Below are 17,758 nucleotides of genomic sequence, written 5' to 3' on the forward strand. Positions count from 1 at the left end.
CGCGCCAAAGCCCGTAAGCAGGAGCAGCAGACCGGAAGCGAACCTGCCGAAGCGGTCGATCCGCGTAAAGCCGCGGTGGAAGCGGCGATCGCCCGCGCCAAAGCCCGCAAGCAGGAGCAGCAGACCGGAAGCGAACCTGCCGAACCGGTAGACCCGCGTAAAGCCGCGGTTGCTGCGGCTATCGCCCGCGTTCAGGCAAAAAAAGCAGCACAGCAGCAGGTTGTTAACGAGGACTAAATGGTATTCAGAATCGCAAGCTCGCCTTATACCCATAACCAGCGCCAGACATCGCGAATCATGTTGCTGGTATTAATCGCCGCTCTGCCGGGGATTGCCGCGCAGACGTGGTTTTTTGGTTGGGGAACGCTTTTCCAGATCGTTCTGGCTGCCATCACGGCGCTCGTCGCAGAAGCCATTGTCCTTAGACTGCGCAAACAATCGGTCGCCAGTCACCTGCAGGATTATTCCGCGTTATTGACGGGGCTTTTGCTGGCGGTCAGCATCCCTCCGCTTGCGCCCTGGTGGATGGTCGTGCTGGGAACCGGATTCGCCATTATTATCGCTAAACAGTTATATGGCGGGCTGGGACAAAACCCCTTTAATCCGGCCATGATCGGCTACGTGGTGCTATTAATTTCCTTTCCGGTGCAAATGACAAGCTGGTTGCCGCCTTATGAAATAGCCGCAACAACGCCCGATATGCTGGACACGTTGCGGATGATTTTTACCGGGCATACCGCCAGCGGCGGCGATATGACGCTGCTACGTATCGGTATTGACGGTATCAGCCAGGCGACGCCGCTGGATACATTTAAAACGTCCTTGCGCGCCGGGCACTCCGTTGAGCAAATCATGCAGTACCCGATATACAGCGGCGCGCTGGCTGGCGTGGGCTGGCAGTGGGTTAACCTCGCCTGGCTTGTCGGCGGCGTATTCCTGCTGTGGCAAAAAGCTATCCGCTGGCATATCCCGGTCAGTTTTCTGCTGACGCTGGCGTTATGCGCCGCGTTAGGCTGGCTTTTCTCGCCCGCTACGCTGGCCTCGCCGCAGCTTCATCTGCTGTCAGGCGCCACCATGCTGGGCGCATTTTTTATCTTGACGGATCCGGTTACCGCCTCCACGACCAACCGTGGACGTTTAATTTTCGGCGCGCTGGCTGGGGTATTAGTGTGGCTGATTCGTAGCTTCGGCGGCTATCCGGACGGCGTTGCTTTTGCTGTCCTGTTGGCGAATATCACGGTTCCTCTGATCGACTACTACACGCGCCCCCGCGTCTATGGACATCGCAAAGGATAAACCATGCTGAAAACGATTCGTAAACACGGTATTACGCTGGCGCTTTTTGCCGCAGGTTCTACGGGATTGACCGCGGTGATTAATCAGATGACAAAATCAACCATCCACGAACAAGCGCTGCAACAACAGCATGCCCTGTTCGATCAGGTATTGCCGCCAGATCGTTACAATAATAATCTGCAAGAGAGCTGTTATCTGGTCGATGCGCCCGCCCTCGGCAAAGGCACACACCGTGTTTTTATCGCTCGCAAGGATGATAAACCCGTAGCGGCCATCATTGAGGCCACCGCCCCAGATGGCTATTCCGGCGCTATCCAGCTTATTGTTGGCGCAGATTTCAACGGTACCGTCCTGGGGACGCGTGTGACGGAACATCATGAGACGCCAGGGTTAGGTGATAAAATTGAGCGCCGTTTGTCTGACTGGATTACCCACTTTAGCGGTAAAACCATCAGCGGTGAAAATGATACGCACTGGGCGGTGAAAAAAGATGGCGGTGATTTTGATCAATTTACCGGGGCGACAATAACGCCGCGCGCCGTGGTGAATGCGGTTAAACGCGCCGGGCTGTACGCCGAATCACTGCCCGCTCAGCTCCCCCATTTAACCGCCTGTGGAGAATAACCATGAGCGAAATAAAAGACATTGTTGTTCAGGGGTTATGGAAAAATAACTCTGCTCTGGTGCAGCTACTTGGCCTGTGCCCTTTACTGGCGGTGACGTCTACGGCAACCAACGCTCTGGGGCTGGGTCTGGCCACAACGCTGGTATTAACGCTGACCAACCTTACGGTGTCCGCACTACGTCGCTGGACGCCGGCAGAAATCCGTATCCCGATTTACGTCATGATTATTGCCTCGGTGGTAAGCGCAGTACAGATGCTGATCAATGCGTATGCGTTCGGTTTGTATCAGTCTTTAGGGATTTTTATTCCTCTGATTGTAACGAACTGCATTGTTGTTGGTCGCGCCGAAGCGTTTGCCGCGAAAAAAGGACCGTGGCTTTCCGCGTTGGACGGTTTTTCCATCGGCATGGGCGCGACAGGCGCGATGTTCGTGCTGGGTTCGCTGCGCGAGATCCTCGGGAATGGTACGCTTTTCGATGGCGCGGATAGCCTGCTGGGAGGCTGGGCAAAAGTATTACGAGTCGAGATATTTCACACCGACTCGCCTTTCCTGCTGGCGATGCTGCCGCCAGGCGCGTTTATCGGCCTGGGGCTCATGCTGGCGGTAAAATATCTTATTGATGAAAAAATGAAGAAACGCCGCGCCGAAACCGCGCCTTCCGCTGTTCCGGCAGGTGAAACAGGGAAAGTCTGATGAACAAAGCAAAAAGGCTGGAAATTCTGACGCGCCTGCGCGACAACAATCCGCACCCCACAACGGAACTCAATTTCACGTCGCCGTTTGAGTTGCTGATTGCCGTGTTGCTTTCCGCGCAGGCAACCGACGTCAGCGTGAACAAGGCTACCGCCAAACTTTACCCGGTCGCCAATACGCCAGCCGCGATGCTGGAACTGGGCGTAGAAGGCGTGAAATCCTATATCAAAACCATCGGTTTATTTAACAGTAAAGCGGAAAACGTGATTAAGACCTGCCGTATTTTACTGGACAAGCATAATGGCGAAGTGCCGGAGGATCGGGCGGCGCTGGAAGCGCTTCCCGGCGTGGGGCGTAAAACCGCTAACGTAGTGCTAAATACCGCCTTCGGCTGGCCGACCATCGCCGTTGATACGCATATATTCCGTGTATGCAACCGAACACAGTTCGCGCCGGGTAAAAATGTCGAGCAGGTAGAAGAGAAGTTGCTGAAAGTGGTGCCGAATGAGTTCAAAGTGGACTGCCATCACTGGTTAATTTTGCATGGCCGCTATACCTGTATCGCCCGAAAACCGCGCTGCGGCTCCTGCCTCATTGAAGACCTTTGCGAATACAAAGAAAAAGTCGATATTTGATATGGTCGGAGTGCGTCCGTCACGCCAGCGCGCTCCCACCTTCGGCCTGGATCTATTTTAGCCATCAATCATTCCAGTCTCTGTCCTTTTTCTGATGTAATGTGCTTTCGTTTTCCCTCCACGTCAGGTTAATCATTTTTTTAATCGCAAAAATTTCTATCTATCCGTGATCAGGATCACTTTGATAACTTCATGTAAAATTTAATGACACCTAAGGTTACATTTACAACCGGATAGACTGACGCCCCGTTTTCACTACAAAACATTACTCTGCCATTTTTTCAGATAATGGCCTATATCACTGCTTTTCACCTTAAATAGCAGAAGATATCGCCTTTCACCCAAACTAATGGCCTTTTTTCAGTGTAAAAATCTGCCATTCTTCAAATGAAGAAATTTAACGCTGGATAACATTTCTGACATCGGACGATTCAACCAGAAGAGTTATATGTAACAGATTATTACAAAGCTCTTGTCTGGAGAGGAAAGATAGTGAACATTACCTGCCGTTTCCCCTCCAATATAACAATCGGACGGATGAGTCTGACTCATCACGCGCCAGACAATCCCTGTTAATACGGGGCGTAAAAAAGAGGTAAAAGTGTCTACTGCAAACAAAAAACCAACTGAAAGCGTCAGTTTGAACGCTTTCAAACAACCGAAGGCGTTCTATCTCATCTTCTCGATAGAGTTATGGGAGCGTTTTGGTTATTACGGCCTGCAAGGCATTATGGCCGTCTACCTGGTAAAACAACTGGGTATGTCAGAAGCGGATTCCATCACCCTTTTCTCTTCCTTCAGTGCGCTGGTGTACGGCCTGGTCGCCATTGGCGGTTGGTTAGGTGATAAAATTCTGGGCACCAAACGCGTTATTATGCTGGGTGCCGTGGTGCTGGCTATCGGTTATGCGCTGGTCGCATGGTCTGGTCATGACGCTGGCATCGTCTATATGGGCATGGCGGCTATCGCTGTGGGTAACGGTCTGTTTAAAGCTAACCCGTCTTCCCTGCTGTCTACCTGTTACGCGAAGGACGATCCGCGTCTCGACGGCGCATTTACGATGTATTATATGTCCGTCAACATCGGCTCCTTCTTCTCTATGCTGGCGACGCCGTGGCTGGCGGCGCGTTATGGCTGGAGCACCGCGTTTGCGCTTAGCGTCGTCGGTATGCTGATAACCGTCGTTAACTTTGCTTTCTGCCAGCGCTGGGTGAAAAGCTACGGTTCCAAACCCGACTTTGAACCGATCAACTTCCGTAATCTGCTGCTGACAATCGTCGGTATTGTCGTTCTGATTACGGTCGCCACCTGGCTGCTGCACAACCAGGACATCGCGCGTATGGTGCTGGGCGTAATCGCTCTTGGCATCGTCATTATCTTCGGTAAAGAAGCGTTTTCCATGCACGGCGCGGCTCGCCGTAAAATGATCGTCGCCTTTATTTTGATGCTGCAGGCGATTATCTTCTTCGTACTGTACAGCCAGATGCCGACGTCGCTGAACTTCTTTGCCATTCGTAACGTCGAGCACTCTATTCTCGGTATCGCGTTCGAACCGGAACAGTATCAGGCGCTGAACCCATTCTGGATCATTATCGGCAGCCCGATTCTGGCCGCTATTTATAACAGGATGGGCGATACGCTGCCGATGCCGATGAAATTCGCCATTGGTATGGTGCTGTGTTCCGGCGCGTTCCTGATTCTGCCGCTGGGCGCCAAATTTGCGAACGATGCCGGCATCGTATCCGTAAACTGGCTGATCGCAAGCTACGGCCTGCAAAGTATCGGTGAGCTGATGATCTCCGGTCTGGGACTGGCAATGGTCGCACAGTTGGTTCCGCAGCGTCTGATGGGTTTCATCATGGGTAGCTGGTTCCTGACAACGGCAGGCGCTAACATCATCGGCGGTTATGTCGCCAACCTGATGGCTGTGCCGAGCGACGTGACTGACCCACTGATGTCCCTGGAAGTCTATGGTCGCGTATTTATGCAGATTGGCATAGCAACCGCCGTTATCGCCGTCCTGATGCTGCTGACAGCGCCTAAGCTGAACCGTATGACCCAGGATGATGATACCGCTGAAAAAGGCTCTAAAGCCGCTACAGTTTAATTTTCCGGGAAACAACATTCAGGCCGCTAACTGTGCGTTAGCGGCTTTTTTTTTGCTCGTCCCCGCACTACCATACTTTAAACCTCAGCAAAAAGGAGTTACCGATGAAACTGTTCTACAAACCGGGTGCCTGCTCTCTTGCTTCCCATATTACCCTACGCGAAATTGGCAAAGACTTTACGCTTGATGGCGTCGATCTCGCAAAAAAACGCCTGGAAAACGGTGATGATTACCTGGCAGTCAACCCTAAAGGACAGGTTCCGGCTCTGCTGCTGGATGACGGCACACTGTTGACTGAAGGCGTCGCCATTATGCAGTACCTCGCCGACAGCGTTCCCGATCGCCAGCTTCTGGCGCCGGTAAGTAGTCTTGCTCGCTATCATACGCTGGAATGGCTCAACTATATTGCAACGGAACTGCATAAAGGCTTTACCCCGCTGTTCCGCCCTGACACGCCGGAAACACTCAAACCCGCCGTTCGCGCCGGTCTGGAAAAGAAATTGCAGTATGTGGATGAGTCGCTTTCAGACGACCAGTGGATTTGCGGCCAGCGTTTTACCATCGCAGACGCTTATCTGTTTACCGTATTGCGTTGGGCCTATGGCGTAAAACTGAATATGGACGGGTTAACGCATATTGAAAGTTATATGCAGCGTGCCGCAAAAAGACCGACCGTTGCGGCAGCGCTTAAAGCGGAAGGACTGAATTAATGTCATGTTGCCGGATAGCTCGCTGTACCGCCATCCGGCCTCTTTTTAGCAGCAATAATTACAGCCGCGTTGCGCTGAAGTAATGTTCAGGGTTAGCGATCCTGTCCTGGGCCGCCACGACCTGCAGTTCGTATTCCTGCATCGTTTTGGTGGCGATCATAATCTCATAGACTGCCGCCGTAACGTGCTCCAGCGCCTGCTGCAACGTCGCGCCCTGCAAAAGTTTGACCAGCAATAAACCACTGGTGACATCGCCAACGCCAACCGGCTGACGTGAGCCGAAATCCACCAGCGGACGGCTAATATGCCAGGCTTCCTGCGCTGTCACCAGCAGCATTTCAAAGCGTTCTGAACTGTAACCGGCGCGGGCGAGATGTTTTACCAGTACAATTTCTGGCCCCTGAGCAATCAGTTCACGCGCCGCCTGCACGGCGTCATCCACATTATTCACGCTATGTTTGCTGAGAATTTCCAGTTCAATCAGGTTAGGCGCGATAATATCGCTGGCGGGTAGCGCATAACGCACATGGAACTCTGCGACGCCAGGCGCCACGATACAACCCTTTTCCGGATGCCCCATCACGGGATCGCAGAAATATTTTGCCTGCGGATTTGCCGCTTTAACCTGGCGCACAATACCGAGAATGTGTTCTCCCTGCTCGGCAGATCCCAGGTAACCGCTAAGTACGGCGTCGCAGTGCGCTAACTGGCCAATGTCCGCAATCCCCTGGACAATCTCAGTCAGATGGCTGGGCGGCATGACACAGCCGGTCCATTTACCATATTGCGTGTGGTTAGAAAACTGAACGGTATTCAGCGGCCAAACATTCGCGCCAAGACGGCGCATGGGAAATTCGGCGGCGCTGTTGCCCGCATGTCCGAAAACAACATGGGACTGGATAGCGAGGATATTCTTCATTTTTTTACCTGAACATCAAAAATAAGGGAGTGATTTCTCACTCCCTGTTACTTAATGCCTTATTTCCAGCAAATCAGACAATAGTTCTTTTTGCCGCGACGTAATAAGGTATAGCGGCCAAACAGACGGTCCTCATCGTTAAAGATGTATTCAGGATCGGATTGTTTTTCACCATTGATAGTGACAGCGTTGGAGGCGATAGTCTTACGCGCCTGACCACGCGACGGCTGGAGTTCGGCGTCTACCAGCGCCTGCATCAGGTCGGCGCCTTTTTCCATTTCAACCATCGGTACGCCATCCTGCGCCAACTGCTCAAAGTCAGCTTCGCTCAGCGCGCTCAGTGAACCGCTGAACAGGCATTCAGTGATCCGTTTCGCCGCAACCAGCCCCTCTTCACCATGAACCAGGCGCGTCACCTGCTCGGCCAGCACATACTGCGCGCGCGGCGCTTTACCGCTGTTTTTATCTTCTTCTTCCAGGGCATTGATCTCTTCAATGTCCATAAAAGTGAAGAATTTCAGGAAGCGATAAACATCGGCATCTGCGGTGTTAATCCAGAACTGGTAGAATTTGTACGGACTGGTTTTCTTCGGATCCAGCCAGACAGCGCCGCCTTCGGTTTTACCGAATTTCGTGCCGTCAGCTTTGGTGATCAGTGGAACGGTCAAACCAAATACCTGATTCTGGTGCAGACGACGGGTCAGGTCGATACCGGAAGTGATGTTCCCCCACTGGTCAGAACCGCCAATCTGTAAGGCAACGCCGTGCAGTTTATTCAGACAAGCGAAGTCGTACCCCTGTAGCAGGTTATAAGAGAACTCCGTGAAAGAGATACCCTGATCGTCACGGTTCAGACGCTGCTTCACCGCTTCTTTGTTGATCATCTGATTAACGGAAAAATGTTTACCGATATCGCGCAGGAAAGTCAGCACATTCATGCTGCCGAACCAGTCATAGTTATTGGCCGCGATGGCGGAGTTTTCGCCGCAATCAAAGTCCAGGAATGGGGCAACCTGTTTACGAATTTTCGCCACCCACTCCTGAACGGTCTCTTCAGTGTTCAGTTTACGCTCGGCGGCTTTAAAGCTCGGGTCGCCAATCAGACCGGTCGCGCCGCCTACCAGCGCAACAGGTTTGTGCCCTGCCTGCTGGAAGCGTTTCAGGCATAACAATGGAACCAGATGCCCCAAATGCAAGCTGTCAGCGGTAGGATCGAAGCCGCAATAGAGCGCGATCGGGCCTTGCGCCAGTCGCTCTGCCAACGCGTCTTCGTCCGTCACCTGGGCTACCAGCCCCCGCTCTTGCAATTGTTTAATCAAGTTACTGCTTGCCATCAAAATCTCCATGTATAAAACGACTGCACCTTTGCCGGTACACGACTTTTCGCCAGACGCGAAAGAGACATAGCATAAAACGGCGGATTCATCCGCACCAGTGCTTAAAACAAGATTTTTGCATCTTTAGGGCGCAAGACGGTCGATTTTCCATGCGCCGTCGTCGCGTTGGTATAAAAAGCGATCGTGCAGACGATGTTCGCCGCCCTGCCAGAACTCCATCTGTTCGATACTCACGCGAAAACCGCCCCAGAAGCTGGGTAACGGCACTTCGCCCTGTTGAAACTTCTGCTTGAGCTCCAGGAATTTGCTTTCGAGGATACCGCGCGCGGAAATGCGGCTGGATTGTTTAGAGACCCATGCGCCAATCTGGCTGTCGCGCGGACGGCTGTGGAAATACCTCACCACCTCAAGTGTGGAGAGACGCTCGGCTTTGCCTGTCACCATCACCTGGCGTTCAAGCATATGCCAGGGAAATAACAGGCTGATACGCGGATTGTGCTCAATCTGATGCGCCTTGCGGCTTCCCAGGTTGGTATAAAAGACCAGGCCTTTTTCATCATAATGCTTGAGCAATACAATACGCTGGTACGGTTGCCCCTTGTCATCTACGGTCGCCACGACCATTGCCGTCGGATCGGCCAGTCTGGCGTCGCACGCTTGCCCAAGCCAGCGCTCGAATAAGGTTAACGGTTCAGCGGGTAAATCGCGGCGACGCAAGCCGCCTTTCGTGTATTCACGGCGCAGATGCGCGATCTGCTGCAATTGGTCGTTATCAGACATGGCGTTGATCAGAAATAAACAGTGGGTGGCGCTATTGTGCGCCCCCATACTGAAAATCTCAACGCTTCGGATTTTGTAACTGACAGTTATTAAGCACAATTCTGTCTCGTTTATAGACCGTGGCGCTCTCGCCTTGCGACCAGAAAACATAAATCCCGTCGGTATAACGCGCGCCCGAGGCCGAGATTCCTTGCTTCAGGGTCAGCAGCTTATTGTCATAAACAAAACTGACCTCTTCACGCGGGTTATTGACTTTAACGGTAAGCGGCTTCTCATCACACTGGTATTCCAGCGTATCCGTTTGCATACGTTCAACAAATTGTTGATAAACGCTACAGCCGGTCAGCAGCACAGGTAAACACATTATTGCGATCTTTTTCATAGGCATATCCCGAAAGCTCTCCTGCTTCTGGAAGGGCAAACGCCCCTTCCTGACCTTGCTAGTTTACCGATATAGGGTCCGGGAAAAATTCAGTTAACTCTGAGTTATTGGGTTAGCCGGGTAAATAGCGCCTAAAACACTGGCTTCTGTAGCCCCCGTCACGGAAGGCAAATTTCCCGGCAGGCCCGCGAGCGTTCGCCAGGCAAGCCATGCAAAGGCCAGCGCTTCCATATCATCGCCGCTAATCCCCGCCTTATCGGTGGTCGAAACCTCGATACCGGGCAACAGCGCCGCCAGACGGGCCATCACTAACGGATTCCGGCTTCCGCCGCCACAGACCATCAGCCGCTCGCAGCCGCCATTGAGCAGCACCTGTTGGGCGATGGAGACCGCCGTCAGCTCCGCCAGCGTGGCCTGTACATCGCGCGCGTCTGCGCCAGGGAAAGCCGTAAGATGACGCTCTAACCAGCCATAGTTGAAATATTCGCGTCCTGTACTTTTGGGCGCCGACGCAGCAAAGTACGGATCGCGCAACATCTTTTGCAGCAATGGAAGAATAACCTGACCTTCTTTCGCCCATGCCGCGTCTTTGTCGTAGGGCTGCGCGCATTGTCGCCAAATCCACGCATCCATCAACATATTACCCGGCCCCGTGTCGTACCCGCGCACCGCCTGCCCGGGGAAAAGCAGAGATAAATTGGCGATGCCGCCGATATTCAGGACCATACGTTTTTCCGTCGGATGTCCCAACAGCGCGTGATGGAAAGCGGGCACCAGCGGCGCGCCTTGTCCGCCCAGCGCAATATCCCGCCGCCGAAAATCGCCGACCACTGTAATCCCCGTATGGGCGACGATGTGATTATTATCGCCAATTTGCAGCGTATGCGGGGCCTCGCCGGTCGGCTCATGCCAGACCGTTTGCCCATGACAACCAATGGCGACGATATCCCGCGGCTGCAAACGTTGTTGCGCTAACAGCGCATTAACCGCCTGTGCAAAAAGCCGGCCTAACTGGGTATCCAGCTGGCCGAGTTGCGAGAGCGTAAGCGGTTGTCCCTGGCAAATATCGAGAATGCCTTTTTTCAGATGAACGGGAATGGGCCAGGTGAGACTTGCCTGTTGCGCAACCATGGTTTCATCAATTGCCGCCAGTACAACATCCACGCCATCAAGGCTGGTCCCGGACATAACGCCAATAAAACGGCCCGATTTCATACCTCTTCCTTATTAAGCTGGGTTAAGCCTTAACACTCGGCATAACGTATTTTGCAATGCGATGCCCGCGTCACGTTTTTTGCCGTGCCGTCCACGGATATCAATAACCTATCTTTTCTTGCTTCCCACTTCGTTTAAGATTAGTTAATTAACTTCTGATTATGATTTTTACATTCTTTCGGCAGAAGATATGACCTTAACTGCATAAATGCCATATAATTTAGCTATAGGGATGCTGAAATAGCGTTTCGTGAAGAACAGGAGATGGGTAAATGATTAAACGTGTACTGGCCGTTTCACTGATGGGGTTATCCTTAGCAGGGTGTGTTAACAATGATAGCCTTTCGGGTGATGTTTATACCGCATCCGAGGCTAAACAAGTTCAGAATGTAACGTACGGTACTATCGTTAACGTTCGTCCGGTTCAAATTCAGGGCGGTGATGATTCTAACGTGATTGGCGCTATCGGCGGCGCGGTGTTGGGCGGATTCCTCGGCAACACTATCGGCGGCGGTACGGGTCGTTCACTGGCGACCGCGGCAGGCGCGGTGGCTGGCGGCGTAGCGGGCCAGGGCGTCCAGAGCGCAATGAATAAAACCCAGGGTGTGGAACTGGAAATTCGTAAAGACGATGGCAACACCATTATGGTTGTGCAGAAACAAGGAAATACGCGTTTCTCGGCAGGTCAGCGTGTCGTGCTGGCCAGCAACGGCAGCCAGGTTACTGTCTCTCCACGCTAAACCAGGCTTTACGTGTGGTCACATGGCCACACGTATGCCCCTGCACCTCAATCGTGAGAGTGCAATTCCATAATGTTGTGTTCAAGTTTAGCGACAAGTTTAATCAGAAGCTCAATCTCCTCTGAAGAAATCCCAGCCAAAATTTCACCGCGCGTTTTATGAATGACCTCTTCCATCTCAGCGATCAGCGGCTCCGCTTTTTCGGTCAGTTTAATGCGCTTAGCGCGACGATCGCTGGCGCAGGTTTGCCGCGAAATTAGCCCCTTATCTTCAAGTTGATCCAACGTGCGTACCAGCGATGGCTGCTCAATGCCTATCGCTTTAGCCAATTGAATCTGCGACTGGTCAGGCGGCAATTGATGAATATTGTGCAACGTGACCCAATGTGTCTGCGTCAATTCCAGAGGCTTGAGGCGATGGTCAATCAGAGCACGCCAAATGCGCACCAACCGTGCCAGATCAGAACCTAGTGGCGATTCCAATTTCATCTCCTTATAATTAGCTTGCTAAGTTATTATGCTGATTTTAGAATAGTGTGCAGTATTTGTATTCTCAAAACAAATGTATTGCTAAATTTGCTTACCAATAGACATTTTTTCAGACATAGTGCGCACCTGGCACCTGTAGCTTCAGTTTTGGCTAAAACTAAAGCATCGATGTCTGACGCAAAGGAACATTGCTTGTGAAGTGTATACTCAACGCCACAGGATTGCCCTTACAAGATCTCATGTTGGGAGCATCTGTTTACTTTCCGCCATTCTTTAAAGCCTTTGCGCTTGGGTTCGTTATCTGGTTGTTTATTCACCGACTCCTGCGTGACCGGATATACTCTGATGAAATCTGGCATCCCCTGTTAATGGATCTCTCCCTCTTTACGCTGTGCGTATGTCTGGGCCTCGTTTTACTGATCGCGTGGTAAATATGTCGTTAAAAACAATAAAATATTTTTCTACTCTCATTGTCGCCGTCGTCGCCGTTCTGGCCGCGTGGTGGTTATGGAATTACTATATGCAGTCACCGTGGACGCGCGATGGTAAAATCCGCGCGGAACAGGTCAGCGTAACGCCGCAGGTTTCTGGCAGCATTACCCAACTCAATATCAAAGATAATCAGTTCGTCAACGCCGGGGACGTTCTCTTTGTCATTGATAAAACGCCCTTCCATATTGCAGAACTTAACGCGCAGGCGCAGTTGGCCAAAGCGCAGTCCGATCTGGCAAAAGCGAATAATGAAGCCGATCGACGTCGACATTTATCGCGTAACTACATCTCTGCTGAAGATCTGGATAGCGCCAATCTGAATGTTAAAGCGATGCAGGCCAACGTAGATGTCGCACTGGCAACGTTAAAACAGGCGCAGTGGCAGCTTAGCCAGACGGAAGTAAAAGCGCCGGTATCCGGCTGGGTGACCAACCTTTCCACGCGTACCGGTGATTATGCCAGTACCGGTAAGCCACTTTTCGCCCTGGTAGATAGCCATTCATTTTATGTAATGGGATATTTCGAAGAAACCAAACTACGCCATATCCGCGAAGGTGAGCCTGCATTAATAACACTGTATAGTGGCAATGTTAAGTTACAGGGTCACGTTGGCAGTATCGGGCGCGCTATTTACGACCAAAGCGTGGAAAGTGACTCCGGTTTAGTGCCCGATATCAAACCCAACGTACCGTGGGTACGTCTGGCGCAACGCGTACCGGTACGTATCGAATTTGACGCTTTGCCGCAGGATATCACGCTCGTCTCCGGCACTACCTGCAGCGTAGCCATTGGACAGCGGTAATGAAACTCTCCCTGCCAGCCCTGCGAAATACGCCCTGGTTTAAAGCGACCTCCGGCCAGTGGCGTTACGCGTTGCGCAATACCATTGCCATGTGTCTCGCGCTGACATTCGCTTATTATCTCAATCTGGATGAGCCCTACTGGGCGATGACTTCGGCCGCAGTGGTGAGCTTTCCAACCGTAGGCGGCGTAATCAGTAAAAGTCTGGGGCGTATTGCCGGGAGTTTACTCGGCGCGACCGCCGCGCTGATTATTGCCGGCCATACGCTGAATGAGCCCTGGTTGTTCTTGTTTAGCATGGCCGCCTGGATCGGTTTTTGTACCTGGGCCTGCGCGCATTTTACCAATAATGCCGCTTATGCTTTCCAGTTGTCCGGCTACACGGCGGCGATCATCGCGTTCCCGATGGTTAATATTGTAGAAATCACGCAGTTGTGGGATATCGCCCAGGCACGTGTATGTGAAGTTATCGTCGGCATCCTCTGTGGCGGCATGATGATGATGATCCTACCCAGCACATCGGATGGCACAGCCCTGCTCACCGCGTTGAAAAACATGCATGCGCGCTTGCTGGAACATGCCAGTCTACTGTGGCAGCCGGAGACTACCGACGCCATCCGCTCCGCGCATGAGGGGGTCATTGGGCAAATCCTGACCATGAACCTGCTGCGTATTCAGGCCTTCTGGAGTCATTACCGTTTTCGCCGCCAGAATGCATTACTAAATGCATTGTTACACCAGCAATTACGGCTAACCAGCGTGATCTCCAGTCTGCGTAGAATGCTTTTAAACTGGCCGACGCCGCCGGAAAACAGCCGCGAAGTTATTGAACAACTCTTAGCTGCGCTGGCGAAACCGCGCGCGGACAGCTACACCGTGGCGCGGATTATTGCGCCGCTACGCCCGCAGGATGAACAGGATTATCGTCACCTCGCGTTCTGGCAGCGATTACGCTATTTTTGCCACTTATATCTGCGCAGCAGCCGTCAGTTATATCTGATCGAAAGCGGCGCGCCGGTGGATCAAATCCATATCCGCCGCACTCCCGGCCTTGCGCGGCATACGGATAACGCAGAGGCCATCTGGAGCGGCGTGCGTACCTTTTGCACGCTCACGGTAATTGGAGCCTGGAGTATTGGCGCGCAATGGGAATCCGGGCCCGGCGCATTAACCCTGGCGGCGATCAGTTGCGTCCTCTACTCCATCGTCGCCACGCCGTTTAAGTCGCTCACCTTATTGATGCGTACTTTAGTGCTGCTGTCCTTATTCAGCTTCGTGGTGAAATTTGGCCTGATGGTGCAAATCACCGATCTGTGGCAATTCTTACTTTTCCTTTTCCCGCTGTTCGTCACGATGCAACTGCTTAAACTGCAGATGCCTAAGCTGGCGGGACTGTGGGGGCAGCTTATCGTTTTTATGGGCTCATTCATCGCCGTGACCAATCCGCCGGTGTACGACTTCGCCGACTTCCTTAACGATAATACCGCCAAGATCGTCGGCGTCGCGATTTCCTGGCTGGCGTTTGCGATTTTGCGCCCCGGTTCCGATGCCGTAAAAAGCCGCCGCCATATCCGCGCGCTACGCCGGGATTTCGTCGATCAGCTTAGCCGTCATCCTTCCCATAGCGAAAGCGAGTTTGAATCGCTGACCTATCATCACGTCAGTCAGCTCAGCAATAGCCAGGATGCGCTGGCGCGCCGGTGGTTATTACGTTGGGGAGTGGTACTGCTGAACTGCTCGCATGTGGTGTGGCAGCTGCGCGCCTGGGAGTCGCGTTCCGATCCGCTTTCCCGGGTGAGGGATATTTGTATATCCCTGCTGCGCGATGTAATGAGCGAGCGCGGCGTGCAGCAACGCCCGCTTGCCGTCACGCTACAGGAACTGCAGCGTATCTGCGACACGCTCGCACATCATCATCAACCCGCCGCGCATGAGCTGGCGGCGATTATCTGGCGTTTACACTGTTCGCTGTCGCAGCTGGAACAGGCTCCAGCGCAGGGAACACTGTCTCCGGGTTATTTAATGACGCCGCAGGCGTAACGCGTTCCGCCGCCGCCGAGCGGTTTCGGCTGATCGGACATGTTATCGCCGCCCACATGGATCATGAGCGCTTTATCTTTCACTTCATCAAGAGACTTCAGACGCGGCGCAGTAACCGGTTCGGTGGCGATACCATCATTATTAACGACTAACACCGGGAGGTCGCCCAGATGCCCCTGGCCTTCCGGTCCTTCATGCTTGCCGGTATTTTGTGGGTCCAGATGACCACCAGCGGCTTCTGCGGCAACCGCTTTGCCGTCTTTAATCGCGGGCTGGCAGCTACCGTTGGCATGAATGTGAAAACCATGCTCGCCCGGCGGCAACGCTTTAAGGTGTGGGGTAAATTTTAAGCCGCCTTCGGTTTCATCGATGACGACGGTGCCGATAGACTGTCCTACGCCTTGCGCCGTCACCAGGTTCATCTCTACTTTCTCGCTGGCGGCCTGCGCACCCGCACAGGCCAACAGCGTCACCATCGCTAAACTTAATCGCTTCATAAAACCTCCGTTACATGTGGTCGCCTGTTAAGTGTAAACCACTGGCGAAAACATGAACGGAAAGTCAACGAGTTGGCGATTACGGCACGTCATAACCCAGTGCCGCCTTGCGGATTCGGAACCACTGTTGACGCGACAATGACAGCGTTTCCGCTTCTAGTGCGGCGCGTACGCGTTCGATTTTACCCGAGCCAATAATCGGCAGCGGCTGCGACGGCAAACGTAAAATCCAGGCATAGACCACCTGTTCAATAGAACTAGCGTTGAGTTCTTGCGCGATAACGGAAAGTTCCTGGCGCAACGGCTGATAAGCCTCATCATTAAACAGACGACCGCCGCCAAGACATGACCAGGCCATCGGACGAATACGCAGTTGCTGTAATTGATCTAATGTGCCGTCCAGCAACAAAGGCTGGTGAACCGGCGAGATCTCCACCTGGTTGGTCGCCAGGGTGAACGGCAGGCGCGATTGCAGTAACGTAAATTGCGCTGGCGTAAAATTAGAAACGCCAAAATGGCGCACTTTGCCGCTTTGGTGCAGATGTTGAAACGCCTCGGCGACGTCATCCGCATCCATTAACGGATCGGGACGGTGAATTAACAACATATCCAGATAATCTGTCGCCAGATTTTTTAATGACTGTTCGGCGCTCAGAATAATATGGCGGCGATCGGTAATATAATGACCGAGCCTATTTTCCGCTCTGGCGGTGGTCGCAATACCGCATTTGGTAACGATTTGCAGTTTTTCCCGCAAATGCGGCGCCAACGTTAGCGCCTCGCCAAACGCCGCTTCGCATTGATAACCGCCATAAATGTCCGCATGGTCAACGGTAGTGACGCCCAAATCCAGATGTTCTTCGATAAAACTCACTAACTGACGCGCGGACATATTCCAGTCCATCAAACGCCAGTAACCCATGACAAAACGCGAAAACTCCGGGCCTTGTGGAGCGATGGTGACACGCTGAACCATAACAGATTCCTCATAGAGAATAATGAGGTTGAGTATACGCAATTCCGCGTTTAAAAGAGTGAAGGTTGTTGAGGATCTTCCGATGGGAGAGGCTTATTTGCGCGTATTTTACGCAAGAAACGCTGGCGACAAAGCCGCAGTACATTTTGTTTCTCGGCATCGCTCATTTTTTGCCAGTTAAACCGTTCGTCGCGGCTACGCATACAGCCCCGACAAAAGCCACGCTCATCAGACTGGCAGATACCGCGACATGGGCTTGCTACAGGAAAAAACTCCAACTGCTCGGCCACATCCCCTCCTCAACGTTTGGCGCTTATGACTATTGAAGACGCTAACTGACATTATGGCAACTCTGCTTGCAGTAGACCGACTGGTCTACTATACTGCCTGCTATGAATAAGCAAACCGAACACGATACCCGCGAACATCTGCTGGCCACCGGCGAGCAGCTTTGTATGCAACGGGGTTTTACCGGCATGGGGCTTAGCGAGTTGCTCAAAACCGCCCAGGTGCCTAAAGGGTCGTTTTATCACTACTTTCGCTCGAAAGAAGCCTTCGGCGTCGCCATGCTTGAGCGACATTACGCCTGCTATCATCAGCGTCTTACGGCGCACTTCACCTCCGGTCCCGGTAATCATCGCGATCGTCTTCTCGCCTGGTATCAGGAAACGTTAAAGCAGTTTTGCCAGCAAGGCGCCATCAGCGGTTGCCTGACGGTGAAACTGTCAGCGGAAGTCTGCGATCTGTCAGAGGATATGCGCTCTACGATGGATAAAGGGGCGCAGGAGATCATGGCACTGCTTGCACGCGCGCTGGAAGATGGCCGTAATAGCCACTGTTTACATTTTACCGGCCAGCCGTTGCCACAGGCGCAGGTACTTTATGCTCTGTGGCTGGGCGCCAATTTGCAGGCCAAAATATCCCGTAGCGCCGCGCCGCTGGAAAATGCGTTGGCGCATGTTAAGACCATCATTGCAACGCCTGAGCAGTAACAGGCGTTTTTATTTCCTTTATTACAAGACGA

General features: G+C 52.7%; 21 protein-coding genes. 12 read left to right on the forward strand and 9 right to left on the reverse strand.

What is annotated here, in order from left to right; translation table 11 throughout:
* The 7 genes from ACLJQD_RS08050 to gstA form a co-directional block, all read left to right on the forward strand.
* On the forward strand, positions 1-237 hold a 237-nt coding region (locus tag ACLJQD_RS08050; protein ID WP_150329946.1), incomplete at its 5' end, for an electron transporter RnfC.
* A complete protein-coding gene (gene rsxD, locus ACLJQD_RS08055) occupies positions 238-1,296 on the forward strand; it encodes an electron transport complex subunit RsxD (RefSeq protein WP_000231891.1) in 1,059 nt (352 codons plus the stop codon).
* Positions 1,297-1,299: 3 nt separating this feature from the next.
* Positions 1,300-1,920, forward strand: coding sequence for an electron transport complex subunit RsxG (rsxG, locus tag ACLJQD_RS08060; RefSeq protein ID WP_000920822.1), 621 nt, complete (start codon positions 1,300-1,302; stop codon positions 1,918-1,920).
* Between the two features lie 2 nt (positions 1,921-1,922).
* Entirely contained in the window at positions 1,923-2,615 is a 693-nt protein-coding gene (locus tag ACLJQD_RS08065) for an electron transport complex subunit E (protein ID WP_001289628.1), read from the forward strand.
* Complete coding sequence (gene nth / locus ACLJQD_RS08070; RefSeq protein ID WP_001030318.1) at positions 2,615-3,250, forward strand: endonuclease III; 636 nt, start codon at positions 2,615-2,617, stop codon at positions 3,248-3,250. The genes ACLJQD_RS08065 and nth overlap by 1 nt, the downstream gene beginning before the upstream one ends.
* Before the next feature lie 601 nt (positions 3,251-3,851).
* Complete coding sequence (gene dtpA, locus ACLJQD_RS08075; protein WP_017441031.1) at positions 3,852-5,357, forward strand: dipeptide/tripeptide permease DtpA; 1,506 nt, start codon at positions 3,852-3,854, stop codon at positions 5,355-5,357.
* 104 nt (positions 5,358-5,461) lie between these two features.
* Positions 5,462-6,067 carry a glutathione transferase GstA gene (gene gstA, locus ACLJQD_RS08080; RefSeq protein WP_017441030.1) on the forward strand — a complete coding sequence of 202 codons (606 nt, stop codon included), beginning with the start codon at positions 5,462-5,464 and terminating at the stop codon, positions 6,065-6,067.
* Positions 6,068-6,125: 58 nt separating this feature from the next.
* On the opposite strand, the gene pdxY is transcribed toward gstA, so the two are convergent.
* From pdxY to anmK, 5 genes are all read right to left on the reverse strand, one after another.
* Positions 6,126-6,986 carry a pyridoxal kinase PdxY gene (pdxY, locus tag ACLJQD_RS08085; protein ID WP_000789732.1) on the reverse strand — a complete coding sequence of 287 codons (861 nt, stop codon included), beginning with the start codon at positions 6,984-6,986 and terminating at the stop codon, positions 6,126-6,128.
* A gap of 59 nt (positions 6,987-7,045) precedes the next feature.
* The gene (gene tyrS, locus ACLJQD_RS08090; protein WP_000168626.1) at positions 7,046-8,320 is read right to left on the reverse strand and encodes a tyrosine--tRNA ligase; all 1,275 of its coding nucleotides are present in this window, start codon (positions 8,318-8,320) and stop codon (positions 7,046-7,048) included.
* A 126-nt stretch (positions 8,321-8,446) separates the two neighbouring features.
* Positions 8,447-9,103 (reverse strand): pyridoxamine 5'-phosphate oxidase, encoded by a 657-nt coding sequence (pdxH, locus tag ACLJQD_RS08095; RefSeq protein WP_001282334.1) that lies wholly within the window; start codon positions 9,101-9,103, stop codon positions 8,447-8,449.
* Between the two features lie 58 nt (positions 9,104-9,161).
* Positions 9,162-9,491, reverse strand: a complete 330-nt coding sequence (mliC, locus tag ACLJQD_RS08100) for a C-type lysozyme inhibitor (protein WP_001132086.1) — start codon at positions 9,489-9,491, stop codon at positions 9,162-9,164.
* 87 nt (positions 9,492-9,578) lie between these two features.
* Entirely contained in the window at positions 9,579-10,700 is a 1,122-nt protein-coding gene (gene anmK / locus ACLJQD_RS08105) for an anhydro-N-acetylmuramic acid kinase (RefSeq protein WP_000835021.1), read from the reverse strand.
* Positions 10,701-10,972: 272 nt separating this feature from the next.
* On the opposite strand from anmK, the gene slyB reads away from it, so the two are divergent.
* On the forward strand, positions 10,973-11,440 hold the full coding sequence (slyB, locus tag ACLJQD_RS08110) for an outer membrane lipoprotein SlyB (RefSeq protein ID WP_000597179.1): 468 nt from the start codon (positions 10,973-10,975) through the stop codon (positions 11,438-11,440).
* Between the two features lie 47 nt (positions 11,441-11,487).
* Here the strand turns inward: slyB and slyA are convergent, their stop codons facing one another.
* Complete coding sequence (gene slyA / locus ACLJQD_RS08115; RefSeq protein WP_000764554.1) at positions 11,488-11,928, reverse strand: transcriptional regulator SlyA; 441 nt, start codon at positions 11,926-11,928, stop codon at positions 11,488-11,490.
* Positions 11,929-12,122: 194 nt separating this feature from the next.
* On the opposite strand from slyA, the gene ACLJQD_RS08120 reads away from it, so the two are divergent.
* Genes ACLJQD_RS08120 through ACLJQD_RS08130 form a run of 3 tightly spaced genes read left to right on the forward strand, consistent with a single transcriptional unit; the run spans position 12,123 to position 15,261 of the window.
* Positions 12,123-12,359 (forward strand): DUF1656 domain-containing protein, encoded by a 237-nt coding sequence (locus tag ACLJQD_RS08120; protein WP_000649755.1) that lies wholly within the window; start codon positions 12,123-12,125, stop codon positions 12,357-12,359.
* 2 nt (positions 12,360-12,361) lie between these two features.
* On the forward strand, positions 12,362-13,222 hold the full coding sequence (locus tag ACLJQD_RS08125; protein ID WP_001520441.1) for an HlyD family secretion protein: 861 nt from the start codon (positions 12,362-12,364) through the stop codon (positions 13,220-13,222).
* On the forward strand, positions 13,222-15,261 hold the full coding sequence (locus ACLJQD_RS08130; protein ID WP_000777612.1) for an FUSC family protein: 2,040 nt from the start codon (positions 13,222-13,224) through the stop codon (positions 15,259-15,261). Before ACLJQD_RS08125 ends, ACLJQD_RS08130 begins: the two co-directional genes overlap by 1 nt.
* On the opposite strand, the gene sodC2 is transcribed toward ACLJQD_RS08130, so the two are convergent.
* The 3 genes from sodC2 to ACLJQD_RS08145 form a co-directional block, all read right to left on the reverse strand.
* Positions 15,237-15,758 (reverse strand): superoxide dismutase [Cu-Zn] SodC2, encoded by a 522-nt coding sequence (gene sodC2 / locus ACLJQD_RS08135; protein WP_000826822.1) that lies wholly within the window; start codon positions 15,756-15,758, stop codon positions 15,237-15,239. The genes ACLJQD_RS08130 and sodC2 overlap by 25 nt on opposite strands.
* Positions 15,759-15,837: 79 nt before the next feature.
* Positions 15,838-16,734, reverse strand: a complete 897-nt coding sequence (locus ACLJQD_RS08140; RefSeq protein ID WP_000250721.1) for an aldo/keto reductase family oxidoreductase — start codon at positions 16,732-16,734, stop codon at positions 15,838-15,840.
* Positions 16,735-16,784: 50 nt separating this feature from the next.
* Positions 16,785-17,024, reverse strand: coding sequence for a DUF1289 domain-containing protein (locus ACLJQD_RS08145; RefSeq protein ID WP_001538148.1), 240 nt, complete (start codon positions 17,022-17,024; stop codon positions 16,785-16,787).
* A gap of 102 nt (positions 17,025-17,126) precedes the next feature.
* Between ACLJQD_RS08145 and ACLJQD_RS08150 the strand changes: the two genes are divergently transcribed.
* Positions 17,127-17,726, forward strand: coding sequence for a TetR/AcrR family transcriptional regulator (locus ACLJQD_RS08150; RefSeq protein WP_001041823.1), 600 nt, complete (start codon positions 17,127-17,129; stop codon positions 17,724-17,726).
* Positions 17,727-17,758: the final 32 nt, after the last annotated feature.

The sequence above is a fragment of the Salmonella sp. SAL04214 genome, from assembly GCF_046550615.1.
Lineage (GTDB): Bacteria > Pseudomonadota > Gammaproteobacteria > Enterobacterales > Enterobacteriaceae > Salmonella > Salmonella enterica.